The sequence below is a fragment of the Aeromicrobium sp. Leaf350 genome, assembly GCF_916858655.1.
GTDB lineage: Bacteria > Actinomycetota > Actinomycetes > Propionibacteriales > Nocardioidaceae > Aeromicrobium.
This window is the reverse complement of record NZ_CAKASL010000002.1, coordinates 167,747-187,011: the sequence shown is the minus strand read 5'-3', so window position 1 is coordinate 187,011 and position 19,265 is coordinate 167,747. Positions and strand designations below refer to the sequence as shown.

Here is a 19,265-nt window from a genome sequence, read left to right as displayed (position 1 = left end):
CGGACCCATCCGGTTGCGGACTGACAACGAATTACTGGCATGACGTCTTCTGTCGCAGTGATCGGTTCCGGCATCTCGGGACTGACTGCCGCCTACGCCCTGCGCCAGACGCACCGCGTCACCCTGTTCGAGGCCGAGGACCGCTTCGGCGGACACGCCCACACGCACGACGTGGCCGAGGACGGTCGCACCCACCGGGTCGACACGGGCTTCATCGTGCTGAACGACCGCAACTACCCCGAGCTGCAGCGCCTGTTCGCCGAGCTCGGCGTGAAGATCCGACCCACCGAGATGAGCATGAGCATCCGGTGCGACGGCTGCGGACTGGAGTACGCCGGCGGTCGCGGCGGCAAGGGCCTGTTCGCCCAGCGCCGTCGCCTCGCCGATCCCCGCTACATCCGGATGCTGCTCAACGTGAAGCGCTTCCAGAAGGCGGCGCTGGCCCTGCTCGAGACCCCCGACGAGTCGGCCGACGGCGAGGTCCTCACCTACGGCGACTTCCTGCGTCAGCACGACTTCGACGAGTACTTCCTGCGCCACTACGCGATCCCGGTCGTGGCCTGCGTGTGGTCGTCGAGCAACGACGACGCCCGCCTCTACCCGGCCCGCTACCTCTTCGAGTTCCTGCGCCACCACGGCTTCCTGTCGATCAAGGGATCGCCGCAGTGGTACACGGTCGTCGGCGGCTCCGGCACCTACGTCGACCGCGTGACCGAGGAGATCGGTGACGTCCGGCGCTCCACCCGCATCACGGCGGTCAGCCGCAAGCCCGACCACGTGCTCCTGACCGACCACACCGGCGCCACGCACGAGTTCGACCGGGTCGTCATCGCCACGCACGCCGACGACGCCCTCGCCCTCCTGACCGACGCCACCGACGACGAGGTCCGCACGCTCGGCGCGTTCGGGTACTCGCGCAACGAGACCGTGCTGCACCACGACACGGCGCTCCTGCCGCAGGCCGAGCAGGCGAAGTCGGCCTGGAACTACCGCATGGACGCCTGCGAGCCCAGCGACGCCGCCACGCCGGTGACGTACTGGATGAACCGGCTGCAGGGGCTCACGGACGCCCCGCCGTTCCTCGTCACGCTGAACGGCACCGAGCGCCTCGCGGCCGGCACCACGGTCGAGACGATGCACTACACGCACCCGCTCTACACGCCCGAGTCGGTCGCCGCCCAGCGCGACCTCCCGGCCCTGAACCGCGCCGACACGGTGTTCGCCGGCGCGTACCACGGGTGGGGCTTCCACGAGGACGGCTGCCGCTCCGGCATCGCAGCCGCCCGTGCCCTCGGGGCGACCTGGTGAGCTCCACCGTCGCCCTGCCCTCGCTGCCTGCCCTCGTGCACGGCACCGTCTCGCACGCGCGCAAGGGCCCGGTCGACCACAAGTTCCGCCATCGCGTGTACCAGTGGCTCGTCGACCTCGACGCGATGCCGCGCGTACCGTTCTGGCTGCGCCCGTTCGCGACGTTCCGCGCGGCCGACCACATCGGCGACCCCGGCGCGACGATCCGCGCCAACATCGAGCAGTACTGCTCGACCCAGGGCGTCGACGTCAGTGACTGCCGCATCCTGATGCTCGCCAACGCCCGCGTGCTCGGCCACGTCTTCGACCCGCTGAGCGTGTTCTGGGCCATCGACGACACCGGAGTGCGGTGCATCGTCGCCGAGGTGCACAACACCTACGGAGAGCGTCACGCGTACTTCCTCCAGCCCGACGCAGCCGGCAAGGCGCGCGTCGACAAGGCGTTCTACGTCTCCCCCTTCTACGAGGTCGACGGTCACTACGACCTGCTCTTCGAGCTCGGCGAGGACCGCGTCACGACGACGATCGTCCTCAAGCGCGACGGCCGCACGGCCTTCGCCGCGACCTTCGACGGCGCACCCCGACGGGCCTCGGCAGGTCAGGTGCTGCGCACCGTCGTGACCCAGCCCCTCATGACCCAGCGCACCAGCGTGCTGATCCGACTCCATGGCGTCTACCTCTGGTTGCGCCGTCTCCCCCTCGTCACCCGCCCCACACATGACCCCCAGGAGGGCACCTCATGACCGACTCCACCACGGACCTCGTGCCCACCAACCGCACCGCGCTGCCCGCCCCGGACCAGAACGCCTGGCCCGAGCTGTCGGACACTCCCGACACCCCGTTCAAGGGTCGCGTCGCGAAGTCGCTCATGAAGCGCGCCGTGCGCAAGATGCCGGTGCGCGTGACCTTCCCCGACGGCACCGCGTGGGGCAAGGGTGACGCGACGTCCCCCGAGCTCGCCGTGGCCAGCTCGGCCGGTCTGTTCAACCGCATCGGCGACCAGACCAAGATCGGACTCGGCGAGGCCTACATGGTCGGTGACTGGTCCGCCGGTCCCGACACCGACCTGGCCGAGCTTTTGACGCCGTTCGCGGCACGCCTGACCAAGCTCGTGCCCGCACCGCTGCAGAAGCTCCGCGGACTGGTCGACATCGACCTCCCCGGCTCGGACCGCAACACCACCGAGGGATCGCGCGCGAACATCGAGGCCCACTACGACCTCTCCAACGACCTCTTCACGCGGTTCCTCGACCCGACGCTGTCGTACTCCTCGGCGTGGTTCGCCGACGACGACGAGTCGCTCGAGACCGCGCAGGTGCGCAAGATGGACGGCATCCTCGACCAGGCCGCCGTGACCGAGGGCTCGCGGGTCCTCGAGATCGGCAGCGGCTGGGGCTCCCTGGCCATCCGGGCCGCCCAGCGCGGCGCCACCGTCGTCACGATCACGCTCTCGCAGGAGCAGGCTGCGCTCGCGCAGCAGCGGTTCGAGGAGGCCGGCGTCGCCGACCGCATCGAGATCCGCCTGCAGGACTACCGCGAGGTGCCCGAGGCCGAGACCGGCACGTACGACGCGATCGTGAGCTGCGAGATGATCGAGGCGGTCGGCGAGGAGTTCTGGCCCACGTACTTCCAGACGATCGATCGTCTGCTGGCGCCGGGTGGACGCGTGTCGATCCAGGCCATCACGATGGCGCACCACCGCTACCGCTCGACGCGCCGCTCCTACGGCTGGATCCAGAAGTACATCTTCCCGGGCGGGCTCATCCCGTCGGAGAAGGCGATCGACCTGTCGCTCGCGAAGCACACGGGCCTCAAGGTCACGTCCCGGCGGCCGCTGGGCCGCCACTACGCGCGCACGCTGCACCTGTGGCGCGAGGCCTTCAACGCCAACTGGGACGAGATCTCGCACTTCGGCTTCGACGAGACGTTCCGTCGCATGTGGGAGTTCTACCTCGCGTACTGCGAGGCGGGCTTCGCGACGGGCTACCTCGACGTCGTGCAGATCCAGATGCAGCGCCGCTGACGCTCCCCACTCTCGGGGAATCCTCAGGAAGGCCAGCCAATCCGGGAACCTCCGGGCGGCGAATCACCTCTGAAAGGCGAGCACAGGAGGAGATTCATGGCCAGCATCAGTCGGCTCCCCGCACCGCGGCAGGAGTCCTACGAGTGGCAGTACCTGGGCGCCTGCAACGCGGCCGATCCTGAGACGTTCTTCCCGCCCGAGCACGAGCGTGGTCCGCGGCGTCGTCGCCGAGAGGCCGCCGCGAAGTCCTTCTGTGGCGCCTGCCCCGTGGTCAAGGAGTGCCTCGAGCACGCCCTGCAGGTGCAGGAGCCGTACGGCGTCTGGGGTGGTCTCAACGCCACCGAGCGCGAGCACGTGCTCCGCGCCCAGGCCCACCGCCGGACGGTGCGTCCCGAGATCAAGAAGGCCGGCTAGCTCACTCGCCCCAGAAGACCCGCTCGATGACCGAGCGGGCCTGACGGGTGATGCGCAGGTAGTCGTCGACCATCCGCTCGCTCTCGTCCTGGCGGTAGCCCAACAGGTGCGCGAGCCCCGCCTTCTCGCCGGCCTGCTCGACCATCGACTCCGCGGGCTTGGCCCGCATCAGCACGACCCCGTTGCGAATGCGACTGACCAGGCGCCACGCCTCCTCGAGGATGGCCGCGTCCTCGGCCTGCACGAGCCCGGCGCCGGCCGCGGCGTGCAGCGCGTCGAGCGTGTCGGTCGTGCGCAGGCCCTCGACCTCGTGGCCGTGACGCATCTGCAGGAGCTGCACCGTCCACTCGACGTCGGCGATGCCGCCGCGACCGAGCTTGAGGTGCGTGTTCGGGCTGGCTCCGCGCGGGAGGCGTTCGGACTCCACGCGGGCCTTGACCCGCCGGATCTCGCGCACCGCGCTCTCGTCGAGCCCACCCTCCGGGTAGCGCAGGGGGTCGATGAGGTGGCGGAAGCGCTCGCAGAGGTCGGGGTCGCCGATGACGGGCGAGGCCCGCAGCAGCGCCTGCGCCTCCCACACCGCCGACCACTTGGCGTAGTACGCCTCGTACGACGCGAAGGTGCGCACGAGCGGCCCGTTGCGACCCTCCGGACGCAGCTCGGCGTCGATCTCGAGCGGCGGGTCCTCCCCCGCCACCGACAGCATCTCGCGCAGCTTGGTGGCCACGGCGGTGGCGGCCGTCGAGGCGGCCTTCTCCTCGGCGCCGGGCAGGGGCTGGTGCACGAACATGACGTCCGCGTCGGACCCGTAGCCGGCCTCGCGGCCACCCAGACGCCCCATCAGCACGACGGCCATGCGCGTCGGCATCTCGCCTCGCTCGGTCTCGACCTCGCGGGTCGCCGCCGAGAGCGCCGCCCCGATCGTCGCCGCGTTCACGGCCGAGAGGGCGTGGCCGACCGTCACGATGTCGAGCCGTCCGAGGACGTCGGCCATCGCGACGCGTGACAGCTCGCGGCGGCGGATGCGACGGATCGCGCGGACGGCTGCCTTCGCGTCGCCGGCGTGCCGCTTGGCCCCGAGCTCCATCTCGGTGTGGATGCGCTCGTAGTCACGGGGCACGAGCTCGGCGTCGTCGCCGAGCAGCGCCACGGCGTCGGGGTTGCGCACCATGAGGTCGGCCGCGTACCGGCTCGAGGAGAGCAGGCGCGCGAGCTGCTCGGCACCCTCGCCCTCGTCGCGCAGCTTGCGCAGGTACCAGTGCGACTCGCCGAGGCTCTCGGAGATCGAGCGGAACGCCAGCAGGCCGGCGTCGGGGTCGGGCGACTCGCTGAACCACGCCAGCATGGCCGGCAGCAGCGCCCGCTGGATCGCCTTGCGTCGCGCCACGCCGGAGGTCATCGCCTCCAGGTGCGCGAGGGCGCCCTTGGGGTCGCGGAAGCCCAGCGCCACCAGACGCTCGCGGGCGGCCTCCGGCGAGAGCCGCAGACCCTCGGTCGGCAGTGCGGCGACGGCCTCCAGGAGCGGCTGGTAGAAGAGCTTCTCGTGCAACCGGCGGACGATGCGCCGGTGCGACTGCCACTCGGACACGAGGTTCTCGGCCGGCTGGACGCGATAGCCCATGCTGCGCCCGAGGCGGCTCAGGTCCTCCTCGTCGTCGGGGACGATGTGGCTGCGCCGGAGTCGGAAGAGCTGGATGCGGTGCTCGAGCGTGCGCAGGAACTCGTACGCCTCCTCGAGCGCCGAGCCGTCGCGACGGCCGACGTAGCCACCACGCGTCAGCGCCTCCAGCGCGTCGAGCGTGGTCGGGCTGCGCAGCGACTCGTCGGCGCGACCGTGCACGAGCTGCAGCAGCTGCACGGCGAACTCGACGTCGCGCAGCCCACCGCTGCCCAGCTTGAGCTGGCGCTCGCGCTGCGCGGCGGGGATGTGGTCGATGACCCGCCGGCGCATCGCACGGGTGTCGGACACGAAGTTCTCGCGCGTGCTGGCCTCCCACACCATCGGCTGCACGGCGGCGAGGTACTCGCCCCCCAGCTCGGCGTCACCGGCCGCGAAGCGCGCCTTGAGCAGCGCCTGGAACTCCCAGGTCGTGGCCCAGCGCTCGTAGTAGGCGACGTGGCTCGCGACGGTGCGGGTCAGCGGGCCCTGTGACCCCTCGGGACGCAGGTTCGCGTCGACCTCCCAGATCGTGCCCTCGCTCGTGTGCTCGCTGCAGATGCGCATCGTGGCCGAGGCGAGCCGGTTGGCCGCGCGCAGGGCCTTTTGGTCGTCGGCGCCCTCGACCACCTCGTGCACGAAGATCACGTCGACGTCGCTGATGTAGTTGAGCTCGTGGCCGCCGGTCTTGCCCATCGCGATGACGGCGAGACGCACCAGGTCGGCGTCGCCCTCCTCGGACCGCGCGATCTTCAGCGCGGCCTCGAGCGTGGAAACCGCGAGGTCCGAGAGCTCCGAGGACGTCTCGCGGAACGTCGAGTACGCGTTGAGGTCGCGCGCGATGGTGCAGAGCAGCTGGCGGTAGTACGTGACGCGCAGCTCGGTCGCGTCGGTCGCCTCGGCGAGCTCGGCGCGCATCGCGTCGGCCTCGCGGCGCCGCAGGTCGAGCTGGTCGGCCGCGAGCTCGTCGACGTGCTCGGGGTGTCGTGCCAGGAAGTCGCCCATCGCCTCGCTGGTGCCGAGCACCACGAGCAGCCGGGAGCGGAGCTCCGCATCCTCCAGCTTCGCGCGGAGCCGGTCGGCGCCCATCGAGCGGGCGATCGCGGCGAGCGAGGCGATCGCGCTGTCGGGCGAGGCCACCGCGGCGATCTGGTCGATCAGCCCCGACTCCACCAACGTGTCGACGTCACCCAGGTCGGCGAGGTGGGCCGTGGCGGCGTCGGCGTTGCGGAAGCCGCGTCGCGACAGGTCGAGAGACGCAGAGGGCACCGGATCAGATTACGACAGTGTGACCGCGGCTCCGACCAGCCTTCCACCCTGGGGCGGTGGATCCACCACCAAATGGGACCCACCCACCGATGGGCGGTGCCTCAGCCACCGAAAGAACGCTCAGAAGGTGGTAGATCCACCGCGCCATCCCGCATGGCCGGTCAAACGGTGGTGGATCCACCGCCTCGTCTCGACGGGAGCCGGCGGTCATCGCACACCCGAAACCCCGCGGCTCTGGTCCATGCCGCTTGGCCTCAGACAAGCGCTCCGGCGCCAAACGGCGATCGGCGACACCCTGGGGCGGTGGATCCACCACCAAATGGGACCCACCCACCGATGGGCGGTGCCTCAGCCACCGAAAGAACGCTCAGAAGGTGGTAGATCCACCGCGCCACCCCGCATGGCCGGTCAAACGGTGGTGGATCCACCGCCGCACCAGAGGCGACCGTCAGACGATGGGCATGAGCTTGTCGAGCTCGAACTGCGTGACCTGGGTGCGGTAGTCCTGCCACTCCTGGCGCTTGTTGCGCAGGAAGAAGTCGAACACGTGCTCACCGAGGGTCTCGGCGACCAGGTCGCTGCCCTCCATGATGTGGATGGCCTCGTCGAGGTTCTGCGGCAGCGAGGGGATGCCGAGCGCCTTGCGCTCACGCTCCGAGAGCGACCAGACGTCGTCCTCGGTCTCGGGAGGCAGCTCGTAGCCCTCCTCGATCCCCTTCAGGCCGGCCGTGAGGACCAGGGCGAAGGCGAGGTACGGGTTGCACGCGGCGTCGATGCCGCGGTGCTCGACCCGCGCCGAGCCGCTCTTGTGCGGCTTGTACATCGGCACGCGCACGAGGGCGCTGCGGTTGTTGTGGCCCCAGCAGATGTAGCTCGGCGCCTCACCGCCGCCCGCCAGACGCTTGTAGGAGTTGACCCACTGGTTGGTGACGGCGGCGATCTCGGCGGAGTGCCGCAGCACGCCGGCGATGAACGCGCGCCCCGTGCCGGACAGCTGGTACTCGGCGCCCGCCTCGTAGAAGGCGTTCTCGTCGCCCTCGAACAGCGAGACGTGCGTGTGCATGCCGGAGCCGGGGTGGTCGGTGAACGGCTTGGGCATGAACGAGGCCCACTTGTCGTTCGTCAGCGCGACCTCCCGCACGACGGTGCGGAACGTCATGATGTTGTCGGCCATCGACAGGGCGTCGGCGTAGCGGAGGTCGATCTCCTGCTGACCCGGACCACCCTCGTGGTGGCTGAACTCGACGCTGATGCCCATGCTCTCGAGCATCGTGATGACCTCGCGGCGGAAGTCCTGACCGCCACCGCCCTGGGCGGTGTGGTCGAAGTAGCCGCTGTCGTCGACCGGGACGGGCTGGCCGCCGGCCGCCGGCTTGCCCTTGAAGAGGTAGAACTCGATCTCGGGGTGCGTGTAGTACGTGAATCCCGCGTCGGCGGCCTTCTGCATGGCCCGCTTCAGCACGTGGCGCGGGTCGGCGAAGGACGGGGTGCCGTCGGGCAGCTGGATGTCGCAGAACATGCGCGCCGTCGCGGGCGTCTCGCCGCGCCACGGCAGGATCTGGAAGGTCGACGGATCGGGCTTGGCCAACATGTCGGCCTCGTGCACGCGGGCGAAGCCCTCGATCGACGAGCCGTCGAAGCCGATGCCCTCCGCGAAGGCCCCCTCGAGCTCCGCCGGGGCGATCGAGACCGACTTCAGCGACCCCAGCACGTCGGTGAACCACAGCCGGACGAAACGGACGTCGCGCTCCTCGAGCGCCCGAAGCACGAAGGCTTCCTGCTTACCCATGGCGTCAGTCTCGCACGGCGATTGTTACGCCCATGTTTCCCCGTGAGGCGGTCGCGGAACGTTTCCGGACCGATGCCCAGATCAGGACTCGCCACGGCCGATGCGCCGCACCACCAGCTCTGCAATCGTGCAGAAGATCAGGGAGATAGCGCCCGCCTGCCACCACGCAAGGTCTGCAGCGATGGCCACCCCTCCGCCCACGACGGATCCGACGACGAGGATGACGGGGTGCTCCACGGCTGGTCTTCGGTTGGACATTGAACTCTTCATCCTGTGCAGTTCTTGAGGGCGACCTGCTCGAGCTTGCGGTTCGGCGGCACGATCTTGGTCTGATAACAGCCGTTAGCCGTGACCGCTCTGGACTTCGCGATGCTCGTCAGACCCCTGGCGATCGAGAGCAGGCTCGCGCCGCCGACGACCTTGCACGCAACGTCCACCAGCTTTCCCAGAATGGACGGAAGACCTTTGGCGCTACACGCCAACAGGGACGCGACGGCCCCCGTCGTGTAGGAGACAGAAGCAATGGCCTTGACCTCCCAACCACGCAGGTTCAAGTAGACGCCCCACCCATAGGTCACCCGCGGGTCTGCTGTGATTCCGTAGACGAAGTTTCCGTCCCTGTGCTCGACAACTTGCGTCAGCGTCGTGTCGCTCACGACGTAGTGAGTCGGCACAGCCGCACCCTCAGCGTCGTATGCCCAGGGTGTCGCGACCTGGCCTACCGCAACGCCGCCGGCGTTAAACGCCGTAACACTGCCGTCCTCCTCGAGAACGAGGCTGACGATGTCACCGCCCAGCACGAAGTCGAACGACTCAGGAGCGTCGGGCGACTGCACGTCGATGACAGCCCTCACCCCAGTCTCGGTCGTCTGGACCGCGATGCCTGAGTGAGGTGCCGTTCCATCGAACAGGGTCGTACCGTCGCCGGCGGCCACGCCGTGCCCGCTAGCCGGAATGCCGAGCGTTCCGACCCCGTCGTCGCCCGCGATGGAGATGTCCGAGTCACCTTGCTCCGGGACGTCCACCGCTGGGTTCGGCGCTGCGGGAGGCTCACCCGCCAAGTTCGTCGCTTCTGCGACTCTGTCGACCAAGTTGTCGTGAGGGGCGCGTGGATCGGCGCTTGCAGGCGCGTGCAGTCCCGAGAGGCACAACGACAGGACGATACCGATCGTTGCGGAGACCCTTGCCCGTCTTCGAGTTCGCGTGGGTTTCATGGCGATGCCGCCTTCGATGCTGTCCGGCGAACTACGTCCGATGCTCGGAGCGAGATACGCCCACCGTCGCCGCTGACCGTAGGACTATTCGTCACACTCCGGGGAACGGTGGCCAACCTCCGAATCCGCGCGTCGTGACCTCGCTAGGCTCGTGCCGTGCCCCGACTGCGCCTCGCCCTCGCCCAGATGAACCCCGTCGTCGGCGCGGTCGCCGCGAACACCGATGCCGTCGTCGAGCAGGCCCGGGCCGCGCACGTCGCGGGCGCCCACCTGTTCGTCACGCCGGAGATGGTCCTGACGGGCTACCCCATCGAGGACCTCGCCTACCGCTCGACCTTCATCGAGGCGTCCCGGACCGCCGTCACGGGCCTCGCGACCCGTCTGGTCGACGAGGGACTCGGTGATCTCGTGGTGGTCGTGGGTCATCTCGGCACCGCGAAGGAGGCCACGCTCGAGAACCTGCCGGACCGGCTCGGCGTCCCGAAGAACCAGCCGACCAACTCGGCCTCCGTCGTCACCGGCGGCCGTGTCGTCGCGCGGTACGACAAGCACCACCTGCCGAACTACGGCGTGTTCGACGAGTTCCGGCACTTCGTGCCGGGCGACGAGACCCAGGTCGTGCAGGTCAAGGGCGTCGACGTGGCGATCGCGATCTGCGAGGACATCTGGCAGGACGGTCCGTCCGCCGCGGCCGACGCCGCGGAAGCCGGGCTCCTGGTGGTGCTCAACGGCTCGCCGTACGAGGCAGCCAAGGACGACACCCGGTTCGAGCTCTGCGCCCGTCGCGCCCGTGAGGGTCAGTGCGCGCTCGCCTACGTCAACCTCGTGGGCGGTCAGGACGAGCTCGTCTTCGACGGCGACTCCCTCGTGGTCGACTCGGCCGGCGAGCTCGTGGCCCGAGCCGCGCAGTTCGTCGAGGAGCTGCTCGTCGTCGACCTGGACCTGCCGGCAGCGACGGCGCCCATGCCCGAGCCCGGCACCCGGTTCCACGGCCTTCGGGTCGAGCGCACGATCATCTCGACCGAGCCCGCCGAGACGGCCGACGTGCTGCTGCGGCCGGAGATCGCCGAGCGCTGGGACGACGCCGGCGAGCGCTACCAGGCCATCGTGCTGGGCCTGCGCGACTACGTGCGCAAGAACGGCTTCCGCACCGTGCTGATGGGCCTGTCGGGCGGCATCGACTCGACCCTCGTGGGCGCCATCGCGGTCGACGCCCTCGGGGCCGAGAACGTCTTCGGTGTCTCCAACCCGAGCGCGTGGTCCACGGAGCACAGCCTCGGCGACGCCGGCGAGCTGGCTCGTCGTACGGGCCTGACGCTCGACAACGTGGCGATCGCCGGCATCTTCGACACGATCCAGGAGTCGCTGCACCTCGACGGCCTGGCCGAGGAGAACCTCCAGGCCCGCATCCGCGCCGTGATCTGGATGGGCCTGTCGAACCAGCACGGCCACCTCGTGCTCGCCTGCGGCAACAAGTCCGAGCTCGCCACCGGGTATTCCACGATCTACGGCGACGCGGTCGGCGGGTACGCCCCGATCAAGGACCTCCCGAAGACGCTCGTGTGGGAGCTGTCGCGCTGGCGCAACGCCTGGGCCGAGCAGCGGGGCGAGACGCCGCCGATCCCCGAGAACGCCATCAGCAAGCCGCCGTCGGCCGAGCTGCGCCCGGGCCAGCTCGACACCGACTCGCTGCCGCCGTACGAGGTGCTGGACGCCGTGCTCGACGCCTACGTCGAGCGCGACCTGGGCGCCGCCGAGGTCGTGGCCGAGGGATTCGACCCCGCGCTCGTCGAGCGGGTCGTGACCCTGGTCGACAAGGCCGAGTACAAGCGTCGTCAGTACCCGCCGGGACCCAAGGTCAGCCGCCGCAACTTCGGGCGCGACCGCCGACTGCCGATCACGACCCGGTGGAGGGAGTCGCTGTGAGCCGCCCCCGCTCGAGCGCAGTCCAGAAGTCGCCCCGCACGTAGTCCGGTCGCACCGGCGGCTGGTGGTCCCAGGCGGTCGGTGCGCCGCTGGTGAGCGCCCGGTGGACGACCCGACGGCGAGCCTGGCTCTGGCGCACGTCGCGCTCCAGCGCGGTCAGGTCGTAGCGGGCCGCCACCTCGGCACGCAGCTCGCCGAGCACGCCGGCGTGAGCCGGGTCGTCGGCGAGGTTCGTCAGCTCGTCGGGATCGGCCTCCACGTCGAAGAGCTGGTCGGGGTCGCCCGGGCAGCGCACGTACTTGAAACGGCCCTGCACCACAGTGACGTGCGGGCGGGTCGTGCCCTCCGCGAGGTACTCGATCACGACGGGGCGTGCCTCGAGGTCACCGACCAGGCTGCGGCCCGGCCCGGCGACCTGTGCCGCTCCCGCGAGGTCCACGAGGGTCGGCAGCACGTCGATCAGCGAGACCGGCTCGTCGACCCGGCGCGTCGCGAACCGCGACGGCGCGTTGACGATCAGCGGCACCCGGGACGACTGCTCGAAAGGCGACATCTTGTACCAGAGCCCACGCTCGCCGAGCATGTCCCCGTGGTCGGAGGTCACGATGATCACCGTGTCCTGGCGCAGGCCCAGCTCGTCGAGGCGCTGCACGATCCGGCCCACGTGGTCGTCGACGTAGCTGACGCACGCGTAGTAGGCGCGACGCGCACGCTGCACCTGGTCGGCGTCCGGCACCTTCACGTCGAAGCCCGACATCTGCTGCAGTCGCACGCTGTGCGGATCGAGCTGCTCGACCGCCTCGGCGCTCACGCGCGGCGCGTCGATCTCGACGCCCTCGTAGCGGTTCCAGTGCTCGACCGGCGGTTCGTACGGGTCGTGCGGGTGGATGAACGACGACACCAGCAGGAACGGCCGTCCGTCGTCGGCGCGGGCGCGGTCGTTGAGGTGGCGCAGCGTGCGGAACAGCACCTCGTCGTCGAAGTCCTGCTGCACCGTCGCGCGGCTCGTTCCGGCCGTGAAGACACTGCCGGCGTCGTGGTACCAGGGCAGGCGCTCCTCCCCCGGCAGGTCCCAGTCGGGCACCATGTCGAGGCCCGCGGGGTACACGTCGGTCGTCAGCCGCTCCTCGAACCCGTGCAGCTGGTCGGGTCCGATGAAGTGCATGCGCCCGACCAGCGTCGTCGCGTAGCCTGCGCTGCGCAGGTGGTGGGCGAAGGTCGGGATCGAGGCCGGGAAGTCCGAGCCGTTGTCGTACGCACCGATCTGCGACGGCAGCAGGCCCGTCATCATCGACGCGCGCGACGGCGCGCACAGCGGCGAGTTGCAGTAGGCGCGGTCGAACGTGACGCCGTCAGCCGCCAGCGCATCGAGGTGCGGCGACTTCACGACGGCGTTGCCGTACGCGCCGAGCGCCGCTGCCGCGAGCTGATCGGCCTGGATCAGGACGATGTTCGGGCGGCGGGTCGCAGACGTCATGTCTCTGGAGTAACACCGTGACGAGGGTGCTCGCCGCGCATCTTGGTCCGTGAGACGGGGCGGCGACCTAGGATCGAGCGCGTGAGCAGCTGCTGCGGACCCTCGGCGGACCGGGAATCGGCGGCGGTCCCGGAGCCCGGCCGCGACGCCGTGCGTGGCGCACGGCCGAGGGGGCTCGTCGACCTGTCCGGGGGCGAGCTGCTGATGGGCTCGGACTCCCCTGAGGCCTACCCGCAGGACGGCGAGTCGCCGGTGCGGGCCGTTCAGGTCGCAGCGTTCGCGATCGGTGCCACGACCGTGACGGTCGTGGATTTCGCCGCCTTCGTCGACGACACCGGTCACACGACCGACGCCGAGCACTTCGGCGACTCCCTGGTGTTCGAGGCGATGGTCGCCCCCGACGCGGAGCCGCGCGGCGCCGTGGCGGCGACGCCGTGGTGGCACGTGGTTCCGGGTGCGACCTGGCGCAGCCCCGAGGGACCGGGCTCGCACGTCGACGACCGGGCCGACCACCCCGTCACGCACGTCTCGCACCGGGACGCGACCGCCTACGCCCTCTGGGCCGGAGGACGCCTCCCGACCGAGCTGGAGTGGGAGTGGGCGGCCCGCGGCGGACTCGTGCAGCAGCCGTTCCCGTGGGGCGCCGAGCGCGAGCCCGGCGGCGAGGCGCGCATGAACACCTTCGTCGGGGACTTCCCGGTGCCGGACGGAGCGGTCGGCACGATGCCCGTCACCACCTTCTCGCCCAACGCCTACGGCCTGCACGACACGACCGGGAACGTCTGGGAGTGGACCTCCAGCCCGTTCTCGTCCTTCGACCCCCGACCCGTGCTCCGCGGCGGCTCCTACCTCTGCCACGACTCGTACTGCCGTCGGTACCGGACGTCGGCTCGCACCGCGAACACCCCCGACACGTCGCTGGGCCACACCGGGTTCCGGATCGCCGCCGACGCGTGACGCCCGTCACCTACCCGCAGACCAGGTGGTGTGCGACGCTGGATCAGTTCCGTGGACCTCTTCCGAGGCTGCGAGAGAGAAAGGCAGTTCCATGACCGAGCCGACCCCTGCCCAGGTCCCGGCCGAGGAGACGTCCCCCTACGGGGGCGGTCCCACGACCGATCCGTCCGTGAAGCGCGTCCGCACCCACCACCTGCAGCAGTGGAAGGCCGACGGCCACCGCTGGGGCATGCTCACGGCCTACGACCAGTACCTGGCCGGCGCGTTCGACGCCGCCGGCATCCCCGTGCTGCTCGTCGGTGACTCCGCCGCCAACAACGTCTACGGCTACGAGTCGTCGCTGCCCGTCACGGTCGACGAGCTCCTGCCCCTCGTGCGCGCCGTCACCCGCTCGGCGCACCGCGCCCTCGTCGTCGCCGACCTGCCGTTCGGCTCGTACCAGCGCTCGCCGGAGCAGGCGTACGACACGGCCGTGCGGTTCATGAAGGAGGGCCGCGCCCACGCCGTCAAGCTCGAGGGCGGCGCCGAGATGGCCGCGCAGATCGAGCTGCTGACCAAGGGCGGCGTGCCCGTCATGGCCCACATCGGCTTCACCCCGCAGTCCGAGCACGCGCTCGGCGGCTACCGGGTGCAGGGCCGCGGCGAGACCGCCGACCGGCTGATGCAGGACGCGATCGCGGTGCAGGAGGCCGGCGCGTTCGGCGTCGTCATGGAGATGGTGCCGGGCCCCATCGCGGCCGACATCACGCAGAAGCTGCGCATCCCCACGATCGGCATCGGCGCCGGTCCGGAGTGCGACGCCCAGGTGCTGGTCTGGCAGGACATGCTCGGCCTGCGCACGGGGCGCGCCCCCCGGTTCGTGAAGCGCTACGCCGACCTGCACTCGATCGTCGACGCCGCGGCGAAGGAGTTCGCCGCCGACGTCGCCGGTGGCACCTTCCCGGGCCCGGAGCACACCTTCGACTCCTGACGTCGGAGCGGGTCAGAGCCGCCAGTCGAGCAGGAGGACGCCGACGGCGTTGACGGCGATCCAGGCGACGAACGCGGCGACCGCGATCCAGATCGTCGACGCCGGCCGCTCCCGCACACGCCGGGCGTAGAGCGCGACGAAGCCTCCGAGCACGACCAGGTGCAGCAGGACGCCCCACCACGGGGCGTACAGGGTCGAGGAGACCACGAGCCACAGCACGGCCAGCAGGCCGATCGCCGCGATCCACGGACCGGAGCGGTCCAGGTCGAGGCGGCGGCGACCCGGTGCGCGGGTGGCGGGCTTCATCGAGCCGGGCTTCACGCCGTGGTGTCCTCGCCCTTGCTGTCGTTCCACTTAGGATCCTCGTCCCACTCCTCGTTGCGCTCGGCCACCTTGTCGAGCGCGCGCGAGGCGTCGGCCTCGGTGTCGTACGGGCCGAGCCGGTCCTTCGCGCGGCAGCCGTCCTCGCCCTCGACGGTGTGGTGCTTGAGGCAGAAGTAGTAGGCCATGTCCGCATTCTGCCCCAGGGAGCGCCTCACGCACCCCGTAGACTCCCCCGGTGCCGAGCGACCTCCTGACCCCCGGAACCATCAGCCCCCAGCGGGCCGTGCCGAGCAGCATCGAGCGGCCCGAGTACGTCGGCCAGGTCGCTCCCCTGCCGTACAACGGCCCCCTCGTGCGCGACGCCGCCACGATCGAGGCGATCCGCGTCGCCAGCCGCATCGCCGCCCAGGCGCTCGACGCGGTCGAGGCCGCGATCGCTCCCGGCGTCACGACCGACGAGCTGGACCGCGTGGGCCACGAGTTCCTGCTCGACCACGGCGCGTACCCCTCGACCCTGGGCTACCGCGGCTACCCGAAGTCGCTGTGCAGCAGCGTCAACGAGGTCATCTGCCACGGCATCCCCGACGACCGCCCGCTCGAGGACGGCGACATCGTCAACATCGACATCACCGCCTACCGCGGCGGCGTGCACGGCGACACCAACAAGACCTACCTCGTCGGCGACGTCGACGAGACCTCACGGCTCCTGGTCGAGCGCACCCACGAGGCCACGCTGCGGGCCATCAAGGCCGTGCGCCCGGGTCGCCAGCTCAACGTCATCGGTCGCGTGATCGAGTCCTACGCCGCCCGCTTCGGCTACGGGGTGGTGCGCGACTTCACGGGCCACGGTGTCGGCCCCGCGTTCCACGACGGCCTGATCGTGCCGCACTACGACGACCCCAGCGCGACGACCGTGATCGAGCAGGGCATGACCTTCACGATCGAGCCCATGCTGACCCTCGGTGGCATCGAGTGGGACCAGTGGGACGACGACTGGACCGCGGTCACGCGCGACGGTCGGCGCACGGCCCAGTTCGAGCACACCCTGCTCGTGACCGAGTCGGGCGCGGAGATCCTGACGCTGCCCTGACCGCCCGTGACGGATCTGCTCAGAGGGGCTCGGGCGTGAGGCCCGAGACCGACGGCTCGACGGCCGTCCACTTCCAGCGCGCGCCCTTGGTCTCGTTCGGGTCGGTGATCGTCACGAGCGCGTCGCCGATCGGCGTGCCGACCGGCGCGACCGCCTCGGTCGCCTCCGAGATCAGGCAGGTCATCTGTCGGTCCTGGATCAGCTCGATGCGGTCGGGGCACGTGACCTGGACGGCGCGATCGACGGACTTGCCCGCCTGCACCTCGATGGTCTGCTCGAACTCGTCCGACGAGATGCCCGGCAGCGGTGCCTCGGTCGGCGCCGGGGCGTCGGCCGCCTCCTCCTCGGGCGTGGCCGGGGTGATCAGCTGCAGCGTGAGGTACACGAGGGCGACGACGAGACCCCGCAGCAGGATCGACGAGACGAGGGATCGGCGCAGGTAGCGTCGGCTGTTCACGGCACTCCTCGTTCGTCGTCCTCGGTCGTCGTGGGGCGAATGAGCCGGCCTGTAAGCCGGATTCTGTCTGGGCCGGAGCCCTGGGCGACCATCCATCTGGGACGCCCATTGCTGGACGCCTCCTGCAACCTACCCGCTGACCTCGGACGAGCAGCCCGTCAGCGCAGATCCGAAGATCGTCTTGGTCTTGCTCCCAGTGGGGTTTACCGAGCCGACGCCGTCACCGGCACCGCTGGTGAGCTCTTACCTCACCGTTTCACCCTTGCCTGATCCCCTGCTCCGAAGATGAGGGGCCATCGGCGGTCTGTTCTCTGTGGCACTGTCCCGCACGTCACCGTGGGTGGCTGTTGGCCACCACCGTCGCTCTGTGGAGTCCGGACTTTCCTCAGCGCCGCCCGGAGGCGACACCGCGGCCGCCCGGCCGGCTCATTCGCGACGCCATCCTACGCGCGTGGCTCCGTGGCGTCGGCCACAGTTCCTTGCGCCGCCACCCGGGGTGCACGGTAGAGTCGTCGCAGCGAAAGGGAGTAGTCCCCAATCGCTGCATCGACATACTGAGTCGCTCCATCAGGACTCCGGTGCAGTGAGCCAGTCCCGGTGATCGAACCGGGTCAGGCGGACGAGACTTTCGACCAGAGCTGTCATTGCATGACGACCCTGGTCGAGGACTCGTCAGCGCGAGGCTCTTCGTCCAGGAGACGAGGAGCCTTTTTCCATGTTCGACGCACTGCTGCTGAGCACGGCCGTCATCTTCGTGGCCGAGCTGGGCGACAAGAGCCAGCTCATGGCCATGACGTTCGCGTCCCGCTACCGGGCCCGCGACGTCATCCTCGGCATCACGGCCGCCACGGCGATCGTCCACCTCGCCTCGGTCGGCATCGGGTTCTGGATCGGCGACGCGTTCTCCGAGTACCAGGGCTGGATCTCGATCGCGGCCGGCGTGGCCTTCCTCGGGTTCGCGCTGTGGACCCTGCGGGGCGACGAGCTCACGGAGGACGAGGCCCAGAAGGCCAAGAACGCCAGCGGCCGGGCCCTGCTCGCGGTCGGCCTCGCCTTCTTCCTCGCCGAGCTGGGCGACAAGACGATGCTGGCCACGATCACGCTGGCCGTCGACAACGACTGGATCGGGGTCTGGATCGGCAGCACGGTCGGGATGGTCGCCGCCGACGCCCTGGCGATCGTGGTGGGTGCCGTGCTCGGCAAGAAGCTGCCCGAGAAGGCGATCCGCTACGGCGCCGCAGCCGCCTTCGCGATCTTCGCCGTGGTGCTCGTCGTCGAGGGTGCTCGCGCGCTCTGAGCGCTCGCACCGCCCGCGCTAGGTTCGCCAGATGACCCACGACCTCGGCTCTCTCGTCGAGGTCGTCGGTTTTCTCGTGGCCATGACGGTCCTGGGCCGCGCCTGCGCCGACGAGGGTCTGTTCGACGCGTGGGGCGGACACGTCGCCCGCGCGTCCCGCGACCCCCGGCGTCTGACGCTCGCGGCCGGACTGCTGGCCGCGGGCATCACCGTGGTGCTGACGCTCGACGCGACGGTCGTGCTGCTGACTCCCGTGCTGCTGGCCGCCGGACTGGCACGCCGCGGCTCGCTCCTCAGCGTGCGACTGGCCAACTCGGCGTCCACGCTGCTGCCGATCTCGAACCTCACCAACCTCCTCGCGATCAGTGCGATGGGGTGGGGGTTCCTGGAGTTCGCGCGGCTGATGCTCCCGGTGTGGGTCGTCGGTGTCGCCGCCGAGATCGCTCTGGTGGCGTGGTGGTGCCGGCGCGACCCGGCCCCCGCCGCGCCGACCGGTCCGCGGGTGGCGACCCCGCTCGTGCCCGCGGGCGTGGTCATCGCCGTGCTCTTCGGACTGGCTGCCGGCGAGACGCCGTGGATCGTCGCGACGGCCGGTGCCCTGCTGATCGCCGTGCACGCCCTCGTGACCCGCGCCAGCTCGGCACGCGAGCTTCTGGTCGCCGCCAACCTGCCGCTCGCGGCGCTCGTGATCGTCTGGGGCTGGGTCGTCACCTGGGCGGCCGACACCCCGGCCGGCGACTGGGTCACCGAGCTGCTGCCCCAGGACACGTCCTGGGGCGCCCTGGTGGGCATCGCGCTGATCGCCATGGTGACCGCCAACCTCGTCAACAACCTCCCGGCGACGCTCCTGCTGCTCCCGGCCGCCGCGGCCACGGGTCCGGTCGCGATCGCGGCCCTGCTCATCGGCGTCAACGTCGGGGCGAACCTGACCGCGATCGGGTCGCTGGCCAACCTGCTGTGGCGTGGATCCGGCGGTCGCAAGAGCGTCGGCTGGGGCGAGTTCCACCGGCTCGGCCTCCTGGCGACCCCGCTGCTCGTCACCCTCGGCGCCTCGGTGCTCTGGGCCTGGTCGCTGGTCGTCTAGGCTCGACCG

At 70.4% G+C, this 19,265-nt stretch carries 18 protein-coding genes and 1 other RNA gene; 10 read left to right on the top strand and 9 right to left on the bottom strand.

Annotated features, from left to right (window positions below; translation table 11 throughout):
- Positions 1–39: 39 nt before the first annotated feature.
- The 4 genes from LO931_RS09800 (at position 40) to LO931_RS09785 (ending at position 3,745) form a co-directional block, all read left to right on the top strand.
- A complete protein-coding gene (locus LO931_RS09800; protein WP_229053407.1) occupies positions 40–1,308 on the top strand; it encodes an NAD(P)/FAD-dependent oxidoreductase in 1,269 nt (422 codons plus the stop codon).
- Positions 1,305–2,051, top strand: a complete 747-nt coding sequence (locus tag LO931_RS09795; protein ID WP_229053406.1) for a DUF1365 domain-containing protein — start codon at positions 1,305–1,307, stop codon at positions 2,049–2,051. The genes LO931_RS09800 and LO931_RS09795 overlap by 4 nt, the downstream gene beginning before the upstream one ends.
- A complete protein-coding gene (locus LO931_RS09790; RefSeq protein ID WP_229053405.1) occupies positions 2,048–3,331 on the top strand; it encodes a cyclopropane-fatty-acyl-phospholipid synthase family protein in 1,284 nt (427 codons plus the stop codon). The genes LO931_RS09795 and LO931_RS09790 overlap by 4 nt, the downstream gene beginning before the upstream one ends.
- Before the next feature lie 96 nt (positions 3,332–3,427).
- Entirely contained in the window at positions 3,428–3,745 is a 318-nt protein-coding gene (locus tag LO931_RS09785; protein ID WP_229053404.1) for a WhiB family transcriptional regulator, read from the top strand.
- Between the two features lies 1 nt (position 3,746).
- Here the strand turns inward: LO931_RS09785 and LO931_RS09780 are convergent, their stop codons facing one another.
- The 4 genes from LO931_RS09780 to LO931_RS09765 all read right to left on the bottom strand — a co-directional run bounded on the left by LO931_RS09780 (position 3,747) and on the right by LO931_RS09765 (position 9,485).
- Entirely contained in the window at positions 3,747–6,671 is a 2,925-nt protein-coding gene (locus LO931_RS09780; RefSeq protein WP_229053403.1) for a bifunctional [glutamine synthetase] adenylyltransferase/[glutamine synthetase]-adenylyl-L-tyrosine phosphorylase, read from the bottom strand.
- Between the two features lie 448 nt (positions 6,672–7,119).
- Complete coding sequence (gene glnA / locus LO931_RS09775; RefSeq protein ID WP_229053402.1) at positions 7,120–8,460, bottom strand: type I glutamate--ammonia ligase; 1,341 nt, start codon at positions 8,458–8,460, stop codon at positions 7,120–7,122.
- An 81-nt stretch (positions 8,461–8,541) separates the two neighbouring features.
- Complete coding sequence (locus LO931_RS09770) at positions 8,542–8,697, bottom strand: hypothetical protein (RefSeq protein WP_229053401.1); 156 nt, start codon at positions 8,695–8,697, stop codon at positions 8,542–8,544.
- 29 nt (positions 8,698–8,726) lie between these two features.
- Entirely contained in the window at positions 8,727–9,485 is a 759-nt protein-coding gene (locus LO931_RS09765) for a hypothetical protein (RefSeq protein ID WP_229053400.1), read from the bottom strand.
- Between the two features lie 345 nt (positions 9,486–9,830).
- Between LO931_RS09765 and LO931_RS09760 the strand changes: the two genes are divergently transcribed.
- The gene (locus tag LO931_RS09760; RefSeq protein ID WP_229053399.1) at positions 9,831–11,600 is read left to right on the top strand and encodes an NAD+ synthase; all 1,770 of its coding nucleotides are present in this window, start codon (positions 9,831–9,833) and stop codon (positions 11,598–11,600) included.
- On the opposite strand, the gene betC is transcribed toward LO931_RS09760, so the two are convergent.
- A complete protein-coding gene (gene betC / locus LO931_RS09755) occupies positions 11,572–13,077 on the bottom strand; it encodes a choline-sulfatase (RefSeq protein ID WP_229053398.1) in 1,506 nt (501 codons plus the stop codon). The genes LO931_RS09760 and betC overlap by 29 nt on opposite strands.
- 81 nt (positions 13,078–13,158) lie before the next feature.
- On the opposite strand from betC, the gene LO931_RS09750 reads away from it, so the two are divergent.
- Both LO931_RS09750 and panB read left to right on the top strand, forming a co-directional pair.
- Positions 13,159–14,034 (top strand): formylglycine-generating enzyme family protein, encoded by an 876-nt coding sequence (locus tag LO931_RS09750; RefSeq protein ID WP_229053397.1) that lies wholly within the window; start codon positions 13,159–13,161, stop codon positions 14,032–14,034.
- A gap of 91 nt (positions 14,035–14,125) precedes the next feature.
- Positions 14,126–15,004, top strand: coding sequence for a 3-methyl-2-oxobutanoate hydroxymethyltransferase (gene panB, locus LO931_RS09745; protein ID WP_255657864.1), 879 nt, complete (start codon positions 14,126–14,128; stop codon positions 15,002–15,004).
- A gap of 12 nt (positions 15,005–15,016) precedes the next feature.
- On the opposite strand, the gene LO931_RS09740 is transcribed toward panB, so the two are convergent.
- Both LO931_RS09740 and LO931_RS09735 read right to left on the bottom strand, forming a co-directional pair.
- Positions 15,017–15,310: a hypothetical protein gene (locus LO931_RS09740; protein WP_229053396.1), complete on the bottom strand. Its 294-nt coding sequence runs from the start codon at positions 15,308–15,310 to the stop codon at positions 15,017–15,019.
- A gap of 11 nt (positions 15,311–15,321) precedes the next feature.
- Positions 15,322–15,513, bottom strand: coding sequence for a hypothetical protein (locus tag LO931_RS09735; protein WP_229053395.1), 192 nt, complete (start codon positions 15,511–15,513; stop codon positions 15,322–15,324).
- 50 nt (positions 15,514–15,563) lie between these two features.
- Here LO931_RS09735 and map point away from each other — a divergent pair, with 50 nt between their 5' ends.
- A complete protein-coding gene (gene map / locus LO931_RS09730; protein WP_229053394.1) occupies positions 15,564–16,418 on the top strand; it encodes a type I methionyl aminopeptidase in 855 nt (284 codons plus the stop codon).
- A 19-nt stretch (positions 16,419–16,437) separates the two neighbouring features.
- On the opposite strand, the gene LO931_RS09725 is transcribed toward map, so the two are convergent.
- Both LO931_RS09725 and rnpB read right to left on the bottom strand, forming a co-directional pair.
- Positions 16,438–16,875, bottom strand: coding sequence for a hypothetical protein (locus LO931_RS09725; RefSeq protein ID WP_229053393.1), 438 nt, complete (start codon positions 16,873–16,875; stop codon positions 16,438–16,440).
- 36 nt (positions 16,876–16,911) lie between these two features.
- An RNA gene (rnpB, locus tag LO931_RS09720) (RNase P RNA component class A) lies at positions 16,912–17,304 on the bottom strand.
- Positions 17,305–17,590: 286 nt separating this feature from the next.
- Between rnpB and LO931_RS09715 the strand changes: the two genes are divergently transcribed.
- On the top strand, positions 17,591–18,172 hold the full coding sequence (locus LO931_RS09715; RefSeq protein WP_229053392.1) for a TMEM165/GDT1 family protein: 582 nt from the start codon (positions 17,591–17,593) through the stop codon (positions 18,170–18,172).
- 31 nt (positions 18,173–18,203) lie between these two features.
- On the top strand, positions 18,204–19,256 hold the full coding sequence (locus tag LO931_RS09710; protein WP_229053391.1) for an SLC13 family permease: 1,053 nt from the start codon (positions 18,204–18,206) through the stop codon (positions 19,254–19,256).
- Positions 19,257–19,265: the final 9 nt, after the last annotated feature.

What these genes read in the sequence shown, in the direction of transcription:
- LO931_RS09800 (WP_229053407.1), top strand. Translation starts at nt 40, where the DNA reads ATGACGTCTTCTGTCGCAGTGATCGGTTCCGGCATCTCGGGACTGACT.
- LO931_RS09790 (WP_229053405.1), top strand. Translation starts at nt 2,048, where the DNA reads ATGACCGACTCCACCACGGACCTCGTGCCCACCAACCGCACCGCGCTG.
- LO931_RS09785 (WP_229053404.1), top strand. Translation starts at nt 3,428, where the DNA reads ATGGCCAGCATCAGTCGGCTCCCCGCACCGCGGCAGGAGTCCTACGAG.
- glnA (WP_229053402.1), bottom strand. Translation starts at nt 8,460, where the DNA reads ATGGGTAAGCAGGAAGCCTTCGTGCTTCGGGCGCTCGAGGAGCGCGAC.
- betC (WP_229053398.1), bottom strand. Translation starts at nt 13,077, where the DNA reads ATGACGTCTGCGACCCGCCGCCCGAACATCGTCCTGATCCAGGCCGAT.
- panB (WP_255657864.1), top strand. Translation starts at nt 14,126, where the DNA reads ATGACCGAGCCGACCCCTGCCCAGGTCCCGGCCGAGGAGACGTCCCCC.
- LO931_RS09740 (WP_229053396.1), bottom strand. Translation starts at nt 15,310, where the DNA reads ATGAAGCCCGCCACCCGCGCACCGGGTCGCCGCCGCCTCGACCTGGAC.
- LO931_RS09735 (WP_229053395.1), bottom strand. Translation starts at nt 15,513, where the DNA reads ATGGCCTACTACTTCTGCCTCAAGCACCACACCGTCGAGGGCGAGGAC.
- LO931_RS09715 (WP_229053392.1), top strand. Translation starts at nt 17,591, where the DNA reads ATGTTCGACGCACTGCTGCTGAGCACGGCCGTCATCTTCGTGGCCGAG.
- LO931_RS09710 (WP_229053391.1), top strand. Translation starts at nt 18,204, where the DNA reads ATGACCCACGACCTCGGCTCTCTCGTCGAGGTCGTCGGTTTTCTCGTG.